The 21,562-nt window shown below is 54.1% G+C and carries 15 protein-coding genes; 11 read left to right on the top strand and 4 right to left on the bottom strand.

The annotated features are described in order from the left end of the window. Positions 1-216: 216 nt before the first annotated feature. On the bottom strand, positions 217-4,191 hold the full coding sequence (putA, locus tag TU92_RS20050; protein WP_112168925.1) for a trifunctional transcriptional regulator/proline dehydrogenase/L-glutamate gamma-semialdehyde dehydrogenase: 3,975 nt from the start codon (positions 4,189-4,191) through the stop codon (positions 217-219). 536 nt (positions 4,192-4,727) lie between these two features. On the opposite strand from putA, the gene putP reads away from it, so the two are divergent. The 4 genes from putP (at position 4,728) to efeB (ending at position 9,948) form a co-directional block, all read left to right on the top strand. Then, positions 4,728-6,212: a sodium/proline symporter PutP gene (gene putP, locus TU92_RS20045; RefSeq protein ID WP_112168924.1), complete on the top strand. Its 1,485-nt coding sequence runs from the start codon at positions 4,728-4,730 to the stop codon at positions 6,210-6,212. Between the two features lie 260 nt (positions 6,213-6,472). After that, complete coding sequence (efeU, locus tag TU92_RS20040) at positions 6,473-7,324, top strand: iron uptake transporter permease EfeU (protein WP_112168923.1); 852 nt, start codon at positions 6,473-6,475, stop codon at positions 7,322-7,324. 45 nt (positions 7,325-7,369) lie between these two features. Continuing rightward, entirely contained in the window at positions 7,370-8,509 is a 1,140-nt protein-coding gene (gene efeO, locus TU92_RS20035) for an iron uptake system protein EfeO (RefSeq protein ID WP_112168922.1), read from the top strand. A 131-nt stretch (positions 8,510-8,640) separates the two neighbouring features. Beyond that, a complete protein-coding gene (efeB, locus tag TU92_RS20030) occupies positions 8,641-9,948 on the top strand; it encodes an iron uptake transporter deferrochelatase/peroxidase subunit (protein ID WP_112168968.1) in 1,308 nt (435 codons plus the stop codon). A 34-nt stretch (positions 9,949-9,982) separates the two neighbouring features. Here efeB and TU92_RS20025 read toward each other — a convergent pair whose 3' ends face one another. Together TU92_RS20025 and TU92_RS20020 are read right to left on the bottom strand one after the other, a co-directional pair. Next, a complete protein-coding gene (locus TU92_RS20025) occupies positions 9,983-10,312 on the bottom strand; it encodes a HigA family addiction module antitoxin (protein WP_112168921.1) in 330 nt (109 codons plus the stop codon). 53 nt (positions 10,313-10,365) lie between these two features. After that, positions 10,366-10,680, bottom strand: a complete 315-nt coding sequence (locus TU92_RS20020) for a type II toxin-antitoxin system RelE/ParE family toxin (protein ID WP_112168920.1) — start codon at positions 10,678-10,680, stop codon at positions 10,366-10,368. A 373-nt stretch (positions 10,681-11,053) separates the two neighbouring features. On the opposite strand from TU92_RS20020, the gene TU92_RS20015 reads away from it, so the two are divergent. Beyond that, positions 11,054-12,325: a chloride channel protein gene (locus tag TU92_RS20015; protein WP_112168919.1), complete on the top strand. Its 1,272-nt coding sequence runs from the start codon at positions 11,054-11,056 to the stop codon at positions 12,323-12,325. Positions 12,326-13,008: 683 nt separating this feature from the next. Then, on the top strand, positions 13,009-13,797 hold the full coding sequence (gene phoH / locus TU92_RS20005) for a phosphate starvation-inducible protein PhoH (protein WP_112168917.1): 789 nt from the start codon (positions 13,009-13,011) through the stop codon (positions 13,795-13,797). An 85-nt stretch (positions 13,798-13,882) separates the two neighbouring features. Here phoH and chaA read toward each other — a convergent pair whose 3' ends face one another. Further along, positions 13,883-14,983, bottom strand: coding sequence for a sodium-potassium/proton antiporter ChaA (gene chaA / locus TU92_RS20000; RefSeq protein WP_112168916.1), 1,101 nt, complete (start codon positions 14,981-14,983; stop codon positions 13,883-13,885). 474 nt (positions 14,984-15,457) lie between these two features. On the opposite strand from chaA, the gene chaB reads away from it, so the two are divergent. The 5 genes from chaB to TU92_RS19975 all read left to right on the top strand — a co-directional run. Beyond that, complete coding sequence (gene chaB / locus TU92_RS19995) at positions 15,458-15,691, top strand: putative cation transport regulator ChaB (protein ID WP_112168915.1); 234 nt, start codon at positions 15,458-15,460, stop codon at positions 15,689-15,691. Between the two features lie 337 nt (positions 15,692-16,028). Further along, positions 16,029-16,718 carry a gamma-glutamylcyclotransferase gene (locus tag TU92_RS19990; RefSeq protein WP_112168914.1) on the top strand — a complete coding sequence of 230 codons (690 nt, stop codon included), beginning with the start codon at positions 16,029-16,031 and terminating at the stop codon, positions 16,716-16,718. A 339-nt stretch (positions 16,719-17,057) separates the two neighbouring features. Beyond that, positions 17,058-19,223 carry a TonB-dependent receptor gene (locus TU92_RS19985; RefSeq protein ID WP_244207720.1) on the top strand — a complete coding sequence of 722 codons (2,166 nt, stop codon included), beginning with the start codon at positions 17,058-17,060 and terminating at the stop codon, positions 19,221-19,223. 285 nt (positions 19,224-19,508) lie between these two features. Further along, the gene (locus tag TU92_RS19980) at positions 19,509-21,077 is read left to right on the top strand and encodes an ABC transporter substrate-binding protein (protein WP_112168912.1); all 1,569 of its coding nucleotides are present in this window, start codon (positions 19,509-19,511) and stop codon (positions 21,075-21,077) included. Continuing rightward, on the top strand, positions 21,077-21,562 hold a 486-nt coding region (locus tag TU92_RS19975), incomplete at its 3' end, for an ABC transporter permease (RefSeq protein ID WP_136627595.1). The genes TU92_RS19980 and TU92_RS19975, both read left to right, overlap by 1 nt.

Raw genomic sequence — 21,562 nt, 5'->3', positions numbered from 1 at the left:
GAAATAAAAACACACAGTTTGAGTTATTTTGTTACTGGGAGGGTAGATCAGGAGGATGACGGATTTATGACAAAGAATGGAGTGCACGGGGCGTAGTGACGTTTTTCAACATTTTTGAACGCGATCAATGCTATGTAAAGCAATACTCGGTTTGCTCCTCCCCTACAAAGGGGAGGGGCAAAGCTGCCATTGCGGCAGCCTCCGGACGTAAGAAACTCAGCCGATGGTCATCAAACTCGCATTTCCCCCTGCCGCCGCGGTATTCACGCTCAAAGAGCGCTCGTGAAGCAGGCGTTCGAGCAGGATATTGTCTTCGCCGCGGGCGAACCCTTGTACGGAGACAATTGGGCCAGGGCGGTTGGCGATAAGCTGGCAGAGTTCACGCAACTGATCGGCGTCACCGTGATAAATCACCGCATCGAAAACCGGCGCATCGTTGTGCCAGTCTTTGGCGAAGTCCACGCGATCCTGCACGGCTTTCGGCAGCTGATTGAACAACTCGCGCTGCAACGGTGTTTCCGGCCACAGAATGCGGCAACCGGTCGCGGTGACGGCGGCGAGCTGAGTCAGCGCATCGTCCTGATTGTCGGCCAATGCCAGGACGCGTTCGCGCGGCAGCAGGGCGTATGTGTTGCGCTCGCCGGTCGGCCCCGGCAAAGTGCGCAAGGTGCCACCCTGGCTGCTTTCTGCGAATCGTTTGCAGACCTCAATGAAGGCTGCACTTTGCTTCTGCCCGGTGGCCCATTGTTGCAGGGCGCGGTGCGGTGCCAGCAGTGCTTCGCGCACCGAGGCATCCAGCGGCAGTTCGCGATCCTGACGCAACAGGGTCTGCTGAACGGCGAATTGCGGACGGCTGCTCAGCAGGCGGTATAAGTACAGCGGACCGCCTGCTTTCGGGCCCGTGCCGGACAGGCCTTCGCCGCCGAACGGTTGGACGCCGACCACCGCGCCGACCATATTGCGGTTCACGTACATGTTGCCAACGTGCGCCTGCTGCGTGACGCGGTGAATGGTTTCGTCGATACGGGTGTGGATCCCCAGCGTCAGGCCGTAGCCGGCGGCATTAATCTGACCGATCAGCTTATCCAGATCCTGACGGGCGTAACGCACCACGTGCAGCACCGGGCCGAAAATCTCTTTCTTCATTTCGTCGAAGCTGTCGAGTTCAATCAGCGTAGGTTTAACGAACGTCCCGCGTGCCCATTCGCTCTGGTCGGCTGCGAAAGTTTGTGTTGCCTGATATACCGTGCGGCCTTTGGCGCGCATGGCGTCGATGTGTTTCTCAATACCTTCTTTGGCCTCACTGTCAATAACCGGCCCGATGTCCGTAGAGAGACGTTCCGGGTTGCCCATCCGGCATTCGGCCATGGCACCGCGCAACATCTGCAAGGTGTGGTCGGCGACGTCATCCTGAATACACAGCACGCGCAGGGCGGAACAACGCTGACCGGCGCTGTCGAACGCCGAAGCCACCACGTCCATCACCACCTGTTCGGTCAGCGCAGAAGAATCCACGATCATCGCGTTCAGACCGCCGGTTTCAGCGATGAGCGGCGTAGGACGCCCCTGCGGATCCAGCCTTCCTGCAATGTTACGTTGCAAAATACCCGCTACGTCAGTGGAACCGGTGAACAGTACGCCGCGAACGCGTTCGTCATTCACCAGCTGCGAACCGACGGTTTCGCCTTTGCCCGGCAGAAGTTGCAGAACGCCCGCCGGAACACCCGCTTCATGCAAAATACCGACGGCCAGCGCGGCGATAAGCGGCGTCTGTTCGGCAGGTTTGGCCAGCACGCTGTTACCGGCAGCCAGTGCAGCAGCAATCTGACCGGTGAAGATCGCCAACGGGAAGTTCCACGGGCTGATGCACACCACCGGCCCGAGTGGACGGTGGGTGTCATTGGTAAAATCTTCGCGGATCTGCCCGGCATAATAATGCAGGAAATCGACCGCTTCGCGCACTTCGGCGATGGCGTTATTAAAGGTTTTTCCGGCTTCGCGCACCAGCACGCCAAGCAGACTTTGCAACTGCGCTTCCATCAATTCTGCTGCGCGTTGCAAGATTGCGGCGCGCTCTTCGGGAGGCGTCGCAAACCAGATGGCGCCGGCAGCGGCGGACGCGTCCAGCGCGCGGCTGATTTCCGCTTCTGTCGCTTCACGCACGTGGCCGACGATGTCGGTATTTTCAGACGGATTGATGACCGGCAGGAATTCGCCGTCGTCCGTGGGCGCATCAATCATCGGTTGCGCGGTGATTGGATGGCTGGCGCTTTGCAACAGGGCGCTGGAAAGGGAAGCCAGGCGATGTTCGCTGGACATGTCCAGACCGGCGGAGTTCACGCGTTTGCTGCCGTACAGATTACGTGGCAAGGCGATGCGCGGGTGCGGCAATCCAACCTGTCCTTCGCTGGCGGCCAGCGCTTCAACTGCCAGCACCGGATCGGCGACCAGCTCTGCAATTGGCAGTGTAGCGTCGGCGATGCGGTTCACGAAGGAGGTGTTCGCGCCGTTTTCAAGCAGACGTCGCACCAGATACGCCAGCAGCGTTTCGTGCGTTCCGACCGGGGCATAGATGCGGCAAGGGCGGTTCAGTTTGCCTTCGGCAATTTTCCCGACAACCTGCTCGTACAGCGGTTCACCCATGCCGTGCAGGCACTGGAATTCATACTGACCCGGATAATAGTTGTTGCCCGCCAGCTGATAAATCGCTGCCACGGTGTGGGCGTTGTGGGTAGCGAATTGCGGATAGATCAGGTTCGGCACCGCCAGTAGTTTGCGGGCACAGGCCAGATAGGAAACGTCGGTGTAAACCTTGCGGGTGTAGACCGGATAATCTTCCAGCCCTTCGACCTGCGCGCGTTTGATTTCGCTGTCCCAGTACGCGCCTTTCACCAGACGGATCATCAAACGACGACGGCTGCGCTGTGCCAGATTGGTCAGGTAATCGATCACCATCGGGCAGCGTTTCTGATACGCCTGAATGACGAAGCCGATACCGTTCCAGCCTGCCAGTTCCGGCTCAAAGCAAAGTTTTTCCAGCAGATCGAGGGAAATTTCCAGACGATCGGCCTCTTCAGCATCAATATTAATGCCGATGTCATAGCTGCGCGCCAGCAAAGTGAGTGACAGCAGGCGCGGATAAAGTTCTTCCATTACGCGCTCATACTGCGCCCGGCTGTAACGCGGATGTAGGGCGGAAAGTTTGATGGAAATCCCCGGTCCTTCATAGATGCCGCGACCGTTCGAGGCTTTACCGATGGCGTTGATAGCCTGCTGATAAGACTGCAAATACGCCTGCGCGTCTTTCTCGGTCAGTGCCGCTTCACCCAGCATGTCGTAGGAGTAGCGGAACCCTTTTTCTTCGTGCTTGCGGGCGTTAGCCAGCGCTTCGGCAATGGTTTCGCCGGTAACAAACTGCTCGCCCATCAGGCGCATCGCCATGTCCACGCCTTTGCGGATCAGCGGTTCGCCGCCTTTACCGATAATGCGGCTCAGCGATTTCGACAGGCTGGCTTCGTTGTGCGTCGCCACCAGTTTGCCGGTAAACAGCAAACCCCAGGTCGCGGCGTTGACGAACAGCGACGGGCTGCGACCCAGGTGCGAATGCCAGTTGCCGTTGCTGATTTTGTCGCGGATTAACGCATCGCGCGTGGGTTTGTCGGGAATACGCAGCAGCGCTTCGGCCAGACACATCAGCGCCACGCCTTCCTGCGAGGAAAGTGAGAACTCCTGCAACAGGCTTTGCACCATCCCGGCGCGGCCATTTGCACTCTTCTGGTTACGCAGCTTAGTCGCAATGTCGGCGGCGAGCTTTTGCGCGGCGTCATTCAACGGCGCGGGTAAACGAGCCTGTTCGAGCAGCATGGAAACCGCTTCCGGTTCCGGACGGCGATAGGCGGCAGTGATGGCAGAACGGCTGACGGACTGCGGCTGAATTTGCTCGGCGAAATCCAGGAAGGGCTGATGTGATTCCTGTAGCAGCGGTGCGGTGTTTTCGTCAGCGCTTTCAGGCACAGTGCCGTTCAGCGCCGGGATTTCCGGCAGCACATCACCACTTTCCAGACGTTCCAGATAGGAAAATATCGCCTGCTTAATCAGCCAGTGCGGTGTTCGGTCAATCTGCTGTGCCGCCACTTTTAGCCGGTCGCGTGTGCCTTCGTCCAGCTTCACGCCCATCGTCGTCATACCCATGCGCAAACACTCCATATAAAAAGGTTCAGGTGATTTCATTATGTTTATGGCAAGCAATATCTTCTATGTTGCAACCTTGTGCAACCCTGTTAATGCAGGAAGTGTGCCCGATGTGATTTGGCTGGCATTTTTAACATTTGAAGAACCGTATTTCGCCGTGGTAGCCGAGGTGAACGGCAGATTCGCTGAGGGCGTGTCGGGTACAACCTTTAGGTTTGCAACGTGCAACCCTTCGACAAGATAAGTGTGATGCGGAGTAAACTTTGTGTATCTGGATTGTTAAAACTCTTGAATTCACCCTTTTGCTAAACCAGTATCCGCCCGACAAGAAATTTGAATAAAAACCCTATTAACCGCCTGTATAAAGAAAAAATATGGAGAGTCATGCTGCATCCTTCGCGGGTTTCAGCCATCATCTCGCCCCGGCATGATTTTGAACGCCTTTCAACAGAAGGGCGTCAGGACAGACAGGTGCCGGCCTGCATTGAATATGCATCGCAGATAAATAAGACCAATAACAAGAAGTGGAGACGGACATGACAATGAACACACCAATGCTGGTGACGTTTTGTGTTTATATTTTCGGGATGATTTTGATCGGCCTCATCGCGTATTTACGGACCAAAAACTTTGATGATTATATTCTCGGGGGTCGCAGTTTAGGCAGCGTAGTGACTGCGCTTTCCGCCGGTGCTTCTGACATGAGCGGCTGGCTGCTGATGGGCTTACCAGGAGCCATATTCATTTCCGGTATTTCCGAAAGCTGGATCGCCATCGGCCTGACCATCGGCGCGTATCTGAACTGGAAGCTGGTGGCAGGGCGCTTACGCGTTCACACCGAAGCCAACAACAATGCGCTGACCCTGCCGGATTATTTCACCCACCGTTTTGAAGATTCGAGCAAACTGCTGCGAATTATCTCAGCGATCGTCATCCTGGTGTTCTTCACCATTTACTGCGCCTCAGGCATCGTGGCCGGTGCCCGCCTGTTTGAAAGCACCTTCGGCATGACCTACCAGACGGCTCTTTGGGCGGGTGCGGCGGCAACCATCATTTATACCTTTATCGGTGGTTTCCTCGCGGTGAGCTGGACCGATACCGTACAGGCCAGCCTGATGATTTTTGCGCTGATCCTCACGCCGGTGATCGTCATCCTCGCGGTCGGCGGTATTGATACCTCAATGATGGTGATTAACGCTAAAAACCCTGAATACACCGACATGTTCAAGAACATGAATCTGGTGGCGATCCTGTCGCTGCTGGGCTGGGGTCTGGGCTATTTTGGCCAGCCGCACATTCTGGCGCGCTTTATGGCGGCGGATTCACATCGCACCATTCGCAGCGCACGTCGCATTAGCATGACGTGGATGATCCTGTGTCTGGCGGGCACCATCGCAGTGGGCTTCTTCGGTATTGCGTACTTCAGCAATAATCCGGGCGAAGCGGGTAATGTGACTCAGAACGGCGAGCGCGTGTTTATCGAGCTGGCGAAGTTGCTGTTCAACCCGTGGATCGCCGGTATTCTGCTGTCGGCGATTCTGGCGGCGGTGATGAGTACTCTGAGCTGCCAGCTGCTGGTGTGTTCCAGCGCGATCACCGAAGACTTGTACAAAGCGTTCCTGCGCAAAGGCGCCAGCCAGCGTGAGCTGGTGTGGATTGGTCGCGCGATGGTGTTGGTCGTGGCGCTGGTGGCGATTGCGCTGGCGGCAAACCCTGAAAACCGCGTTTTGGGCTTAGTAAGCTATGCGTGGGCGGGCTTTGGTGCGGCGTTCGGACCGGTTATCCTGATCTCGGTGATGTGGAAACGCATGACCCGTAACGGCGCGCTGGCCGGAATGATCGTTGGCGCGGCGACGGTGATTTTGTGGAAACAGTACGGCTGGGCCGAACTGTATGAAATCATTCCTGGATTCCTCTTCGCCTCCCTGGCTATCTGGATTGTCAGCCTGATGGGAAGCAAACCGTCAAAGGCGGTAGAAGAACGCTTCAATGCGGCTGAAGCAGAATACAACACGATCTGATTTCAACGTGACACGTTGAAATCACTGTAGTTTTAACGGAGCCTCAGGGCTCCGTTATCAATTCCTTTCCTGCCTGTCTTTTTCTCTGAAACAACCGGCAATATTTTTTCGTGCTCATTTCCCCTTTAGTGCTCAAAAAACAGCGTGCCGCCTCTTGTAATTCTTTGGCCAAGAATGATAATCACTATCGTTTCGATTTTACTTATCTTTACAGAATGCTTGCACAATCTGTAGGTTCATTGTTTTACGGGAGTTCCGCTATGTTCGTTCCGTTTCTTATCATGTTCCGCGAAGGGCTTGAAGCCGCGCTGATCGTCAGCCTGATCGCCAGTTATCTGAAACGTACGCAGCGCGGGCAGTGGCTTGGCGTGGTCTGGATTGGCGTTATCGTCGCGGCGGCCTTGTGTCTGGCGCTGGGTGTTTTTATCAATGAAACCACCGGTGAATTTCCGCAGAAGCAGCAGGAGCTGTTCGAGGGCATCGTAGCCGTGATCGCGGTCTGCATTCTGACTTACATGGTGTTCTGGATGCGCAAAGTGTCGCGTTCAATCAAAGTGCATCTGGAAGGCGCTATCGATAATGCGCTGAACTCAGGTCGCGGGCAGGGCTGGGCGCTGGTGGCAATGGTGTTCTTTGCCGTGGCGCGCGAAGGGCTGGAATCGGTGTTTTTCCTGCTGGCCGCGTTTCAGCAGGATGTCGGAATTGAAGCGCCAATCGGTGCGCTGCTGGGCTTAGGCGCGGCAATCGTGCTCGGTTTCCTTATCTATTACGGCGGCGTGAAACTGCATCTGGCGAAGTTCTTCAAATGGACCAGCCTGTTTATTTTGTTCGTCGCCGCCGGTCTGGCAGCAGGCGCGATCCGCGCCTTCCACGAAGCGGGTCTGTGGAACGGCATGCAGGATATCGCTTTTGATCTGAGCGGCACGCTCTCCACCCATTCATTATTTGGCACCCTGCTGGAAGGTATGTTCGGCTATCAGGAGGCCCCGACCGTCAGTGAAGTCTCGGTGTATTTCCTGTATCTGATCCCGGCGCTGTTCCTGTTCTTTATGCCACACGGCAAATCGCCCGTGGCCGCGCCGGCTTCTGCCGGGCAAAAACCACAACGCTGATTTTACGTTAATTTTCTCTTCACACAGTTTGTCATGGAGTTGTACATGTCATATTCATCCCCGCTGTTTCGCCGTAAAGCTTTACAGATTGCACTGTTGTCCCTGCCAGCGTTTGCGCTGAGCGCCAACGTGCTGGCTGCTGATGTTCGTCAGGTTAAAATTACCGTCAACGATAAACAGTGTGACCCGATGGCGCTGACTGTGCCGGCCGGTAAAACGCAGTTTGTGGTACACAACGCCAGTCAGAAAGGGCTGGAGTGGGAAATTCTGAAAGGCGTGATGGTGGTGGAAGAGCGCGAAAATATCGCGCCGGGCTTCACCCAGAAAATGACTGCCAATCTGGAACCTGGCGAATACGACATGACCTGCGGCTTGCTGAGCAATCCAAAAGGGAAACTGACCGTGACCGCAGAAGGCGCAGCGACAGCAACCAAGCCTGACGCAATGGCGCTGGTCGGCCCGATTGCCGAATATAAAGTCTATGTGACGCAACAGGTTGGCGAACTGGTTTCGCATACCAAAGCCTTTACTGATGCGATCAAAAAGGGTGACCTGAAAAAAGCCCAATCCCTGTACGCTTCAACCCGCGTTTACTACGAGCGCATTGAGCCGATTGCTGAACTGTTCTCCGATTTGGACGGCAGCATCGACGCCCGTGAAGACGATTTCGAGAAGAAAGCAGAAGACCCGAATTTCACCGGTTTCCACCGTCTGGAGAAAATCCTCTTCGCCGACAAAACCACCAAAGGCACTGAGCAGTTTGCTGACAAACTGTATGCCGACACCGTGGATCTGCAAAAACGCATCACCGATCTGACCTTCCCGCCAAGCAAAGTGGTCGGCGGCGCTGCCGGGCTCATCGAAGAAGTGGCCTCCAGCAAAATCAGCGGTGAAGAAGACCGTTACAGCCGCACTGATCTGTGGGATTTTCGTGCCAATCTCGACGGCGCACAGAAAATCGTGAACCTGCTGCGTCCGCTGTTGGAAAAAGCTGACAAGCCGCTGCTGGATAAAATCGACGCGAACTTCAAAACCGTTGATACGTTGCTCGACAAATACAAAACCAAAGACGGTTACGAGAACTACGAAAAACTGTCCGATGCAGACCGCAATGCAATGAAAGGGCCGATCACAACGTTGGCAGAAGATTTAGCCAAACTGCGTGGTGTATTGGGTCTGGATTAATCTTAACGCCCTCCTCAGTGAAGCGGGAGGTTGGGAGGGGTTTTTATCCACGCCCCATCCCAGCCTTCCCCTCCTGAGAGGGGAAGGAGCCAACCGCGCAAGCTTTGGCTTTTGATTTTGGGATTTCAGCAATGAGCAATAAAAACGATAATAAGTCGGCTGCGCAAGACGTGGCTTCTTCTTCCCGCCGCCGTTTGTTAAAAGGCGTGGGATTGTTAGGCGGGGCATTTGCCCTGGGCGGCGCAGCCGGTGCGCAGGCCGAGAAAACACCTGGTGCTAAAGAAGAATATACCCCCGGAACCGTTTCCCCCGATGAACGCTGGGGCAAGCAACCCTATTACGGTGAACATCAGGCCGGTATTCTGACGCCACAACAGGCCGCGATGATGCTGGTGGCTTTTGACGTGCTGGCGACGACCAAAGCCGATCTGGAGCGTCTGTTCCGTCTGCTCGATACCCGTTTCAGCTTCCTGACCACCGGTGGCACTGCGCCTTCTGTGGATCCGAAATTTCCGCCGATGGATTCCGGTGTCATGGGCGCTGAGATTTATCCTGACAATCTGACCATGACGCTCTCCGCCGGTGATTCGTTGTTTGACGAACGTTTCGGTCTCGCGCCGCATAAGCCGCTGAAGTTACAGCGCATGGCGCGTTTCCCCAACGACTCCCTTGATGCGAAGCTTTGCCACGGCGATCTGCTGTTGCAGATCTGCGCCAATAACAGCGATACCGTGGTTCACGCATTGCGCGACATCATCAAGTACACGCCGGATTTGCTCAGCGTGCGCTGGCGTCGCGACGGCTTCATTTCGTCCCACGCCGCGCGCAGTCAGGGCAAAGAAACGCCGATCAACCTGTTGGGCTTCAAAGACGGTACAGCGAACCCCGACAGCAAAGACAAGCAACTGATGGATAAAGCCATCTGGGTGACTGCCGATCAGGGCGAACCCGCGTGGACGGTCGGCGGCAGCTATCAGGCCACGCGCATTATTCCTTTCCACGTCGAGTTCTGGGACCGCACGCCGTTGCAGGAGCAGCAGACCATCTTTGGCCGTCACAAAGCCACCGGCGCGCCGCTTGGTATGGAAAAAGAGCACGACGTGCCCGATTACACCAAAGACCCTGAAGGCAAGGTGATCCCACTGGATGCGCATATTCGCTTAGCGAACCCGCGCACCAAAGAAACCGACGACAACCTGATGCTCCGTCGCGGCTACAGCTATTCGCTGGGCGTCACCAATTCCGGTCAACTGGAAATGGGGCTGCTGTTTGTCTGCTTCCAGCACGATCTGGAAAAAGGTTTTCTGACCGTGCAAAAACGCCTGAACGGCGAACCGCTGGAAGAGTATATCCGCCCGGTCGGCGGCGGTTTCTTCTTCACGCTGCCGGGGGTGAAAGATCAAAATCATTATCTGGGGCAGGGGTTGATTGAGGCGTAAGGCCCGGCCCCGCCCGCTATGACGATACTGTTAGCTAGGGATGGCTTTCAGGCTGCTCAAGAAAGGTTTTCAGGGTGACAACATGGCTGATATCAGCCATTAAACGCGAATTATTTTGCACTTCCCAGATATCGACATTTTTTTGCAGGTTCAGCCAAAATTCAACGGACGTCTCAAAGGCTTTTGCCAGCCGGAAAGCGATATCAATGGTCAGCTTGCGGTTATTGTTGACCAGTGCGCTGATGGTATTGCGGTGTACATTCAGCATGACGGCCAGGTCATTAATCCTCAGACCGGTTGGTTCAAGGTATTCATACTGCAAAATATCCCCGACGGTTGCGGGCTTACGTGTTGTCACATCCATACGACTTTCCTTCTGGTCTGCCTTCATTAACATTGCAACGATAATGCCTGTCGTTATCGATGGTTTCTGTAACCGTGAGGATCCAGAAATAAGCCATGTGCCTTACCTTCACGCCAGTAAAAAATGAGGCGATACTGGTCATTCACCCGTATTGACGAAAAGCCCTTGAGCGGCGGCGCTAATTCTTCATAACGGTTGCCGGGAGGCCAGAGTAAATCCCGGTAATCCATCGCAGCATTAATCATATCCAGCTTTCTTTCCAGAACACCCGCAAGCACCCACGGGATTTTCCGATGTGGTGTGGCGAAATGAAAAAAGTCTTCCAGCCACTGATCGCGAAAGCTGCTGATCCTGAGCATATCGTTCATCTGATGAACCCATCCTGGTTTCAAGGTTGGGCACCGAAGCACTACTGCACTGTGCTTCGGTGCATAAATTAACAGAGTTGTTCTGCGCTGTATAGGGATTGTTCCGTTAAAAGCGAAGATGACATTACGCTTCATCCCGTAAACGCACAGCGCGAATTGACGATATCGCGCTACGTTTTCCATAGTTTGTCGGCAACCTACATTGAGTGACGTAATAAATGCGCAATGCTACGCAAGAAAGGGGTAGCGCCACGCAAAGTACGAACAGAAAAATCTTCGCTCTTGAGATAAAAATCCCTCCCGATGAACCACGGTTTAACTCTCTTTGTGTAATCTGTTTACTCATCAACAACAGAATCAGTGAAATCGTGACATGACAGAATTGAAGGATCCCGGACTATCCAGCCCGTTATGGCGGCTGACGGTCGTGACATTGTGCACCGGCATTCTGGCCGGGCTGGGTGGCATGATGCTGGCGCTGCTCCTGCATTTTATCCAGCACCTCGCGTTCGGCTATAGCCCGGATTTCATCATCAGCAGTGAAAGCTTTTTGCAGGGCGTCAGTGATTCCACGAGGTCGCGGCGGCTGGCAGTGCTGGTGATTTGCGGCGCTATCGCGGGGGCGGGCTGGTGGGCGCTGTACCGGTTTGGAAAACCGCTGGTCAGCATCGCGGCGGCGGTGAAATCTGATAAACCGCGTATGCCCATTTTCAGCACCACTATTCATGCTTTGCTGCAAATCATTACGGTGGCGCTCGGGTCACCGCTCGGGCGGGAAGTTGCGCCACGCGAAATTGGCGCGGTGTCTGCCAGCTGGCTGACGCGACGGTTCAGCCTGACGGTGCGCGAAACGCAGATAATGATTGCCTGCGGGGCGGGCGCAGGGCTGGCCGCTGTGTATAACGTTCCGCTCGGGGGCGCGGTGTTTGTGCTCGAAGTGCTACTCGGGGCGTTCAGCTGGCAGCTGCTGTTGCCAGCGATTGCGACGTCCTCAATTGCCGCGCTGGTGGCGTGGATCGGGTTGGGTAACGAATCGCAGTACCACCTGATCCAGCTTACTACCACGCCGTCGCTGCTGGTCTGGTCGGTGGTGATGGGGCCGGTGTTTGGCATCGCGGCATATTGGTTTACGCGCATGACCAACAAAGCGAAAGCAGATGCACCGCGCGATGCCCGGTTGATTATCTATAATCTGCTGAATTTTGCCTTTATCGGCATTCTGGCTGGCTGGTTACCGCAGCTGCTGGGCAACGGAAAGGGGCCTGCACAGCTGAGTTTTGATAATCAGATCACCGTGGCGCTCGCGGCGACAGTGCTGCTCGGCAAGCTGGTGATCACCTGGAGCACGCTGCGGGCAGGCGCACAGGGCGGGTTGCTGACGCCGGGGCTGTCGAACGGTGCGCTGCTGGCCTGTATCCTGGGCGCGTTATGGAACCTCTTTTGGCCGGGCACGTCGCTGGGAGCATTTGCGATTATCGGTGCCGCAGCGTTTCTGGCGTCATCGATGAAAATGCCGCTTACAGCGGTAGTGCTGATCATGGAATTTACGCGGGTCGATCACGACTTCTTAATTCCAATACTTTTCGCCGTCAGCGGCTCGGTAGCCTGCTTCACGCTATGCGATAAGTTGGCGGTTAAAAAATAATCCTAAAGAGGATCCTGAAAAGATCCTCAAGATCCTGTTGACGGCGGCTACAAATTTTTTTACATTTTGGTAACGCAATTATTTCAGCTGTCATTATACTGAAATCATAGACAGGTAGTTTTTCAACGTGAACGGCAGGCGCCGTAATGAATATTTGAAGAACTAATACTGCGGGGAGCGCGAATGGTAAAGTCCTTGTTTGGGCTGGTGAACGAAAATAACAGGCTTCACACATTCACTCGTTGTTGTCGCATAAATGCAAACGAGGGCAAAGCTTCCGACACTTTATTATTTACCACCTCATTTTCAGTTTATTCTTATCTTTTTACAAAGACGTTCCCATCCACACAACAACCCTGTTCTTTAACTGACTCTTCTTCTCCTAAATCCGGGAGGCTCTTAAACACTTCGGCGAAATGCACTGGCTTTAATTCTGGCAACGTGATTGTTCGGGTCAGCGGTTTGTCATTTTCGACGTTAATATCGAAACGCGTGACAATGCCTCCACGTGAAAAGAAAACAGCCGGGCGATTATTTTATTATCACTCCGGTCGATTTTCCTCTTCACGTTATTCATTGGCTTCAATTGGTCTAAAAGGAGACCAAAACCTCATTTGTGAGTGAAACATAACCGTGCGGGCAACCGCCTTAGCGTTAAGTGAATCAAACTGTAAGGTGCCACTATGGGAAGACAGAAAGCAGTGATCAAAGCTCGCCGTGAAGCAAAACGAGTCATTCGTAGCGACTCACGCAGTCACCGCCAGCGCGAGGAAGAATCTGTGACATCATTAGTACAGATGGGCGGTTTGGAATCGATTGGAATGGCACGGGATACCCGCGACCACTCTGTCATCGAAGCACGTACCGAAGCTCAGGGTCATTACTTATCAGCCATAGAGAATAAGCAGTTAATTTTTGCCACCGGTGAAGCGGGTTGCGGCAAAACATTTATCAGCGCTGCGAAAGCGGCAGAGGCATTAATTCACAAAGAAATCGACAGGATTATTGTGACACGTCCGGTATTGCAGGCCGATGAAGATCTCGGTTTCCTGCCAGGCGATATATCTGAGAAGTTTGCGCCTTATTTCCGTCCGGTCTACGACATTTTATTACGTCGCCTGGGTTCTTCATTCCTGCAATATTGTTTGCGGCCGGAAATTGGGAAAGTGGAAATTGCGCCTTTCGCCTACATGCGTGGACGTACTTTCGAAAATGCCGTGGTTATTCTGGATGAAGCCCAGAATGTCACCGCCAGTCAGATGAAAATGTTCCTGACCCGTCTCGGTGAAAATGTGACGGTTATTGTTAACGGTGATATTACCCAGTGCGATTTACCGCGTGGCGTAGTATCGGGTCTCAGCGATGCATTATCCCGCTTCGAAGAAGACGAGATGGTCGGCATCATTAAGTTTGATAAACAGGACTGCGTGCGCTCTGAGCTGTGTCAGAAAACGCTGAATGCCTACTCGTAATTAACTCAAACTGATTGCAATAAAAAGGCCGCTCGTGATGAGCGGCCTTTCTTGTTAGGGCTTTTATAAATGTGATGCGCTTTATTTAAAGCATAATAATCATCATATACGCACAGAATAAGGCCAAATGGGCGGTACCGTTCAGGACATTAGTACGGCCAGTCGAGAATGAGATTTGGCACAGAATCAGCACCGACAGCATCACCACAATGTTGGCCGGATCGAGGCCGAAAATCAGGTCCTGTCCGGTCAGGGTGGCAATCACGGTTACCGCCGGAACGGTCAGTGAAATCGTCGCCAGCACTGAGCCGAAGAATAAATTCATGGCACGCTGTACCTGATTCTTCAGTACGGCTCTCAGCGCACCTAAACCTTCAGGAGACAAAATCAGCAATGCAACCAGGAAACCGGTGAACTGTGCGGGCGCATTCAGCTCGGTCAGCAGGCTTTCCAGCGGGTTAGCGTTGAACTTGGTTACCGCAATAACCAGCACCAGATGCACGATAAGCCACAGGGTGTGCGTCAGATTACTTTTCGAAGAGGGCTTTCCGTGGCCACTTTCTTCGTCTTCGTCTTCATGCTCGTAGATAAACAGGCTCTGGTGCGTCTTGGTCTGGATCAGCAGGAAGACGCCGTACATTGCAGCGGAAATCACGGCCACAAACAGCGCCTGCGTGGTGGTAAAGTTACCGCCGGGCAGCGCCGCAGGCAGGACAAGTACAATGACAGCCAGCGGGAAAATCGCCATCAGGTACTGCTTGATACCACCAAGATTCACATACTGTGTCGCAAATTTACGGCCACCGAGCAGCAGGGCAACGCCTACCAGACCGGCAGTGACGATCATAATGATCGAGAAGAGAGTGTCACGCATCAGCGCGGGTGCGGCATCGCCCGTCGCCATCAGGGCCGAAATTAGACTGACTTCGAGGATGACCACTGAAAGGCTGAGGATGAGCGAGCCGTAAGGTTCGCCGAGACGGTGTGCCAGCACGTCCGCATGACGGACAACGCTGAAGGCACTGGCGAGGATACCCACCAGCGCGATTAAATTGATACCGACGACGGAAGCGAAATTACTGCTGTTGCCCCACATGACGAGGACGATCAGTGCGGCAATGGGAAAAATCAGGGAATATTCCTGATGGCGGGTTTTGATTTTTGGATGTTCCTGAGACGACACCATGATGATTTTTCTCCTTATAAGCATGCACGAACCAGCAAAGCCAGATCCGCGAAAAAAACAACCGCCTGTCCGCCGGTTATCAGTAAAAACGCACGGGTGCGTAATGGTGTAACCTGTTAAGTATAGTAGATAAATTAATCTATTAACAGAAATTTATCAGGCTTAACGATAAAAACACGCTATGTTCACCATTTGTCAGCAGCCAATGCGATTTATTAGGGTTTTCACTTGCAGTTAATGTTGATTGTTAAAAATTAAAGTCACTGTATTTCAATGTCTTAATTATAACTATTTGTCTTATGGTGCTTATGCGTCAATTTATGTAAATTAACCTCATGCCCACATAACAGTGAAGGCAAATTACGCTGTTTTTGTTTCGATTAAGCGTAAGAACGGGACGATTCTGACTTGATCCTTTGAGGGTAGCAGCCAGACTTACTGTTCACCCATAACATCTTGTAAAAGGAGCCGGGGATGCCTTACGAAAATCGTTCTGCGTTGCCTGAATCTGTCCGCAACGTGCTGCCTGTCCATGCACAGGATATCTATAAAGAAGCTTTCAACAGCGCGTGGGATGAATATGCCAAAGCAAAAGACCGGCAGGGCGACGACACCCGCGAGGAAACCGCGCATAAAGTGGCCTGGGCGGCGGTAAAACACAGTTATAGCAAAGGGGATGACGACAAGTGGCATCCTAAGAAATCTTAAGCAATCGGGACGGGCGTGAACTGACGCCCGTCACGACCATTGCGTGGTTAACCCGAATGACACACCGTTTTCCCCCATTTATCTCAATTATCTCCCTTAAAATTCAACATTCATGCAATGTTCATAAAATAATCACTTTATTTTCGTTTTGTGATCGCTCTCAACCTTGATTGCAACGAGAGAAACGAATAAGGTTTCAAAGAGCAGGGGTATACGAAAATTCCCAGACCCTATCCAACGATACGCCTGCACACCTAATCACTCATCGCGATAACGGAGAACACAGCGTCAACAGCATGGCATGTTCAAAAGTACGCCGTATTAAAGGAGGGAATGAATGTTAACTCGAGATTTTCTGCGAAACGCAGATTGTAAAACAGCATTCGGCAGCATCGACGAATCGATGTTATTAACCTCCGAACAACGCGCCGCCTCACTCGATTGCACGCTGGCGCGACGCCCTGACAACAGTCCCGTGTGGATTTTTGGTTACGGTTCGCTGATGTGGAACCCGGTCTTCGACTCTGAAGAGGCCCGGCCTGCGACTCTGCGCGGTTACCACCGTGCTTTCTGTCTTCGTCTGACCTCAGGACGCGGTACACATGCGCAGCCTGGTCGTATGCTGGCGCTGCGCGACGGTGGACAAACCACCGGTCTGGCTTTCCGCCTGCCGGAAGATAAGTTGCACGAAGAGCTTGAGCTGCTGTGGAAGCGCGAAATGCTGACCGGCTGCTATCGCCCGACGTGGTGCGAACTGGATCTCGACGACGGGCGTAAAGTCACCGCGCTGGTGTTCATTATGGATCCTTCGCATTCACAGTACGAAGCCGATACTGATTATCAGATTATCGCGCCGCTGATCGCACAGGCCAGCGGACCGCTCGGCACTAACGCGCAGTACCTGTTTGCTCTCGAAAAAGAGCTGGAAAGTTACGGGATGCGCGATGACTGCATGAGCGAGCTGGTTAAGCAGGTGCGGATGCTGCTTTCTGTTTCTCCCGGTTTCGATGTTCCCGGCCTGAGCTAAAATTATCCTCTCTGTTAACTGGCTGCGCGTTCTGCTTAGCGGCCAGTCTCCCGTTCTGCCACATTTATTCCCCTGAATTCAGCCTGTTACCCGACAGCGTTTTGCGACGATTTATACTTCCGAACGATTACCCCCATTAACATCCTGTTTACCTTGCTTTTATTGCAGAAAAGTCTGTTGCAATTGGTGTCCTGATCCGCATAATTCAAATCGTTTTGATAATTATTACTATTACCATTTGAACTTTTTCAGGGAACTCTCATGCACACTGAAAGTGAAGTTTTTCACTCTCCCGTTTCAACGCGTCCGCCGGTTTTCAAAAGAAAGAGGCTACCGGCAGTGATTTCGGCCGCACTGGGAATGTTGGCGCTCCCCGCGCTCGCCGCCACGCCTCAGACCACTCCGGCAAAAGACGGCGATACCATTACTGTCAGCGCAACACCGCAAACCTTCACGCCCGGTGGCAATGACGCAGTGCCCGCGTATCTCGACGGCCAAATCGCCAACGGCGCACGTTTAGGGATCCTGGGCGAGCAGGACGCGATGAACGTTCCGTTCAACGTGGTCAGCTTCACCGACAAACTGATGCAGGATCAGCAAACCCGTACACTGGGTGATGTGCTTAACAACGACGCCGCCGTGCAAACCGGTTACGGCTATGGCAACTATTCTGAGACGTTTGTTATTCGCGGTTTCGAATTGTCAGGCGATGATATCTCTTACGGCGGATTGTACGGCGTGCTGCCGCGTCAGCTGTTGCCAACGGAATTTGCCGATCGCGTGGAGTTGCTTAAAGGTTCCAGCGCCTTCCTTAACGGCGTGCCGCCGGGCGGAACCGGCGTTGGCGGTAACGTTAATATCGAACCGAAACGTGCGACTGACACAGCGATTAACCGCGTGTCGGTGGATTACACGTCGGCTTCTCAGGTTGGCGGTGCCGTAGACGTTGGCCGTCGTTTTGGTGATAACAATCAATGGGGCGTGCGCGTCAATGCCGTTCACCGTGAAGGGGAAAGCGCCATTGATGATGAAAAACGTCGCCTGACGCTCGGCTCTGTCGGGCTGGATTATCGCGGCGAACGCTTGCGTTCATCCCTTGATTTTGGCATGAGCAAAACCAGCGTGCACGGCGGACGCCCGGTGGTGTATCTGGGGAAAGCCACCAAAATCCCTGATGCGCCGTCGGCGACCGGCAACTACGGTCAGCAGTACGCCTCGACCGATATGGAAAACGAATTCGGCATGCTGAAGGGCGAGTATGACGTGGCGGATAACTGGACCGTTTACGCCGCCGCCGGTGCCAACCATACGCATGAATTCGGCAAATACAGTTCGCCGACGTTGCAGGATAACGACGGTAACGCCACGATGAGCCGCATGTCGGTGCCGTATTTTGCCGACAGCTTCTCGTCGCAGGCGGGCGTTCGTGGCAAATTCGACACTGGCGTTGTCAGCCACAACGTGAACCTCGGTATGTCCTCGCTGTACCGCAAATACAAAACCGCGTACACCATGACCGCGGCGTCGATCAAAACCAACATTTACAATCCGGTGGATTACAGCGAGCCGCTGACCAATCTCTACAGCGGCGGCGATATGAGCGATCCGCTGGTGCGCAACCGCACCCGTTCTTACGGCGTTTCGCTGTCAGACACCCTCTCCGTGCTCGACGACCGTCTGCAATTTATCGCCGGTCTGCGCCGTCAGAATGTTGAAGTGAAAAACTATAACTATGACGGTTCTGAAAATACCTCGTTCGACGAAATGAAAGTCACCCCGGCGTTCGGCCTGGTGGTGAAGCCGTGGGAACATTATTCCTTCTACGCCAACCACATCGAAGCGTTGCAGGCCGGTGAAACCTCCGGAACGACCTACAACGGCGCGATTGTCTCCAATGGCGGTCAGGTCTCTGGCATCGAAACCTCGAAGCAAAATGAAGTGGGCGTGAAAGCCGACTTTGGGCGCGTGGCAGGATCGCTGGCGCTGTACGAAATCAAAAAACCGATCGGCATGTACCGCGCTACCGGCGATGGTTACACCTACGGCAACTACGGCGAAGTGCGTAACCGCGGCGTCGAGCTGAACGTGTTCGGTGAGCCGGTGCTGGGCGTTCGCGTCAACAGCAGTGTGACGTGGATGGATCCTGAAATGACGAAAACCCAGAGCGGTACTTATGACGGCAATGACGCTGTTGGCGTTCCGCGTTATCAGTGGGTGGTCGGTGGGGAGTGGGATATTCCGGGCGGCAGCGGTGTGACGGCAACGGGCAAAGTGATCCGTTCCGGTTCGCAGTACGCGGACGAAGCCAATAAGCTGAAAGTGGATGGCTGGACGCGTCTGGATCTCGGCATGCGTTACGCGATGCCAGTCGGGCAGAGCACGCTGACCTGGCGCGCCAATCTGGAAAACGTCACCAATGAGAAGTATTGGGCATCGGCAACCGGCGGCTATCTGACGCAGGGCGACCCGCGTGAGTTCAAGCTTTCCGCCACCTACGACTTCTGATTGAAACTCCCTCTCCTGCAAAGGGGAGGGTTGGGGCGGGTATCAATGGCAACTGAAAAGTGGTCTGTAATACTCCTCCCGACCTTCCTCTCAGCAAGGGGAGGAACACCACTTTGTACAGTAACAATGCCCCGCCAGCCCGCATTCCGGCGCTTTAATAACCAATCAGATAACGTTATGCAAAATTAGCATAACGATAGTATTTATCAGACTTTCTGGTAGCTTGAAGAAACTTTACACTCGATAAAATTTTAGCAATTTCGCTACCTTGGAGAGTCTGTCTTGATGAAAGCTTTATTACCGTCCGTCCTGTTTACGGCTATTGCGGCTACTTTCTCTGTTCAGGCTGCCACACCGCCTGACACGCTGGTTATCGCACAGTCTATTGATGATACGTCCAGCTTCGACCCGGCTCAGGGTTTTGAGCTGACGACGGTTCAGGCTTTCAACAATCTTTATCAGCGTCTGGTGCAGTCTGATGCGAATAATCCGATCGATCTGAAACCGACGCTGGCGACCTCATGGGAAGCGGCGAAAGACAACCGCAGCCTGACGTTTACGCTCTCACCGAAAGCGACCTTTGCCAGCGGCAACCCGCTGACCGCCGACGACGTGATCTTCTCACTGTCGCGCGTGGTGAAGCTGAACCTCGAACCGTCATTTATCCTGACGCAGCTGGGCTGGAACGACAAAAACGTCGACACTTTCCTGACCAAAATCGATGACCAGCACGTTAAAATCAGCTGGACCGCAGACGTCAGCCCGTCGTTCGTGCTGAGCCTGCTGTCTGCACCGGTCTCTTCCATCGTCGACAGCAAACTGGTGAAAGCCAATGCCGCCGGTGATGACCTTGGCCACCAGTGGCTGAGCAACCATTCAGCCGGTTCCGGCCCGTACCAGATCCGCAACTACATTCCGCATGAAGTGGTGATTCTGGCCGCTAACCCGACGTCGCCGGAAGGCGCGCCAAAGCTGAAAACTATTCTGATTAAAAACGTGCCCGACCCGGCTGCCCGCCGTCTGCTGATCGAGCAGGGTGATGCCGATATGGCGCGTAACCTGGGTTCTGACCAGATGGCCGCGCTCGAAGGCAAGAAAGGCGTGAAACCGCTGGCGATCCCTTATGCGTCGCTGTATTTCATGCAGTTCAACGCCAAAGCTTCTCCGGCACTGGGAAATCCTGCCTTCTGGCAAGCCGCGCGTTACCTGTTCGATTACAACCACATTGCTCATGATCTGATGAAAAATCAGTTCCAGGTGCACCAGTCATTCCTGCCGGAAGGTTACCTCGGCGCGCTCAATGACACGCCTTATACCTATGACCCGGCGAAAGCCAAAGCGATTCTGGCGAAGGCCGGTCTGACTAACGTCAGCTTTACGCTATCAACGTCTAATCAGCCGCCGTATCTGGACATTGCGCAGGCCTTGCAGGCCAGCTTCGCGCAGGGCGGCGTGACGGTGAAACTGGATCCGGGCTTAAGCCAGCAGATCTCCACCAAAATCAAATCTCACGACTACGATGCGTACATGTCCTCATGGGGACCGGATTACTTTGACCCGAACACTAACGCCTCGGCATTTGCGTTCAACCCGGAAGACGGCAGTAAAACGCTGGCGTGGCGTGCAAACTGGTCAATTCCTGCTCTGAACAAACTGACGCTGGCCGCGATTGCGGAACCGGACCAGGCCAAACGCGTGGCGGATTATCGTCAGTTGCAGCTGGAAGTGCAGAAGAATTCACCGTTCGTCATCGGTCTGCAGGCTAAGAGCCTGATCGCCGTGCGTGACAACGTCAAAGGGTACGTGCAGGGCATCAACCCTGACATGGTTTTCTACAGCAAGGTCACTAAGTAATGACAGACAGTTCAACACCCGCCGGATTCGTCCGGCAGGGTTGGCGCTGGTCAGGCCGTCTGCTGACCGGTGTAATTTCGCTGGCGCTGACGTTACTCGGCCTGCTGGCGTTCACCTTTACTCTTTCTCATCTGGCGCCGATCGACCCGACGTTGCAGGTCGCAGGCGATCACGCCAGCGAAGCCACGTATGCCCAGGTGCGCCGCGATTTAGGGCTCGACCAGTCGGTGCCGGTGCAGTTCGCCCGTTATCTTGATCACCTCGCGCACGGCGATATGGGTATTTCCCGTATTACCGCGCAGCCGGTGGCCAGCGATCTGATGCGCACCTTCCCGGCAACGGTGGAACTGGCGACCTGTGCGATTTTGCTCGGCGGTAGCATGGGCATCCTGCTGGCCTTGCTGGCGGTATGGAAGCCGGGCAGCTGGCTGGATAACATCGCGCGGCTGGTTTCCCTGCTCGGATATTCTGTGCCGATCTTCTGG

The sequence above is a fragment of the Rahnella inusitata genome, assembly GCF_003263515.1.
GTDB classification, from domain to species: Bacteria; Pseudomonadota; Gammaproteobacteria; order Enterobacterales; family Enterobacteriaceae; genus Rahnella; species Rahnella inusitata.
Note: the sequence above shows the minus strand (reverse complement) of the source record. Positions and strands in the feature narration are given on the sequence as shown.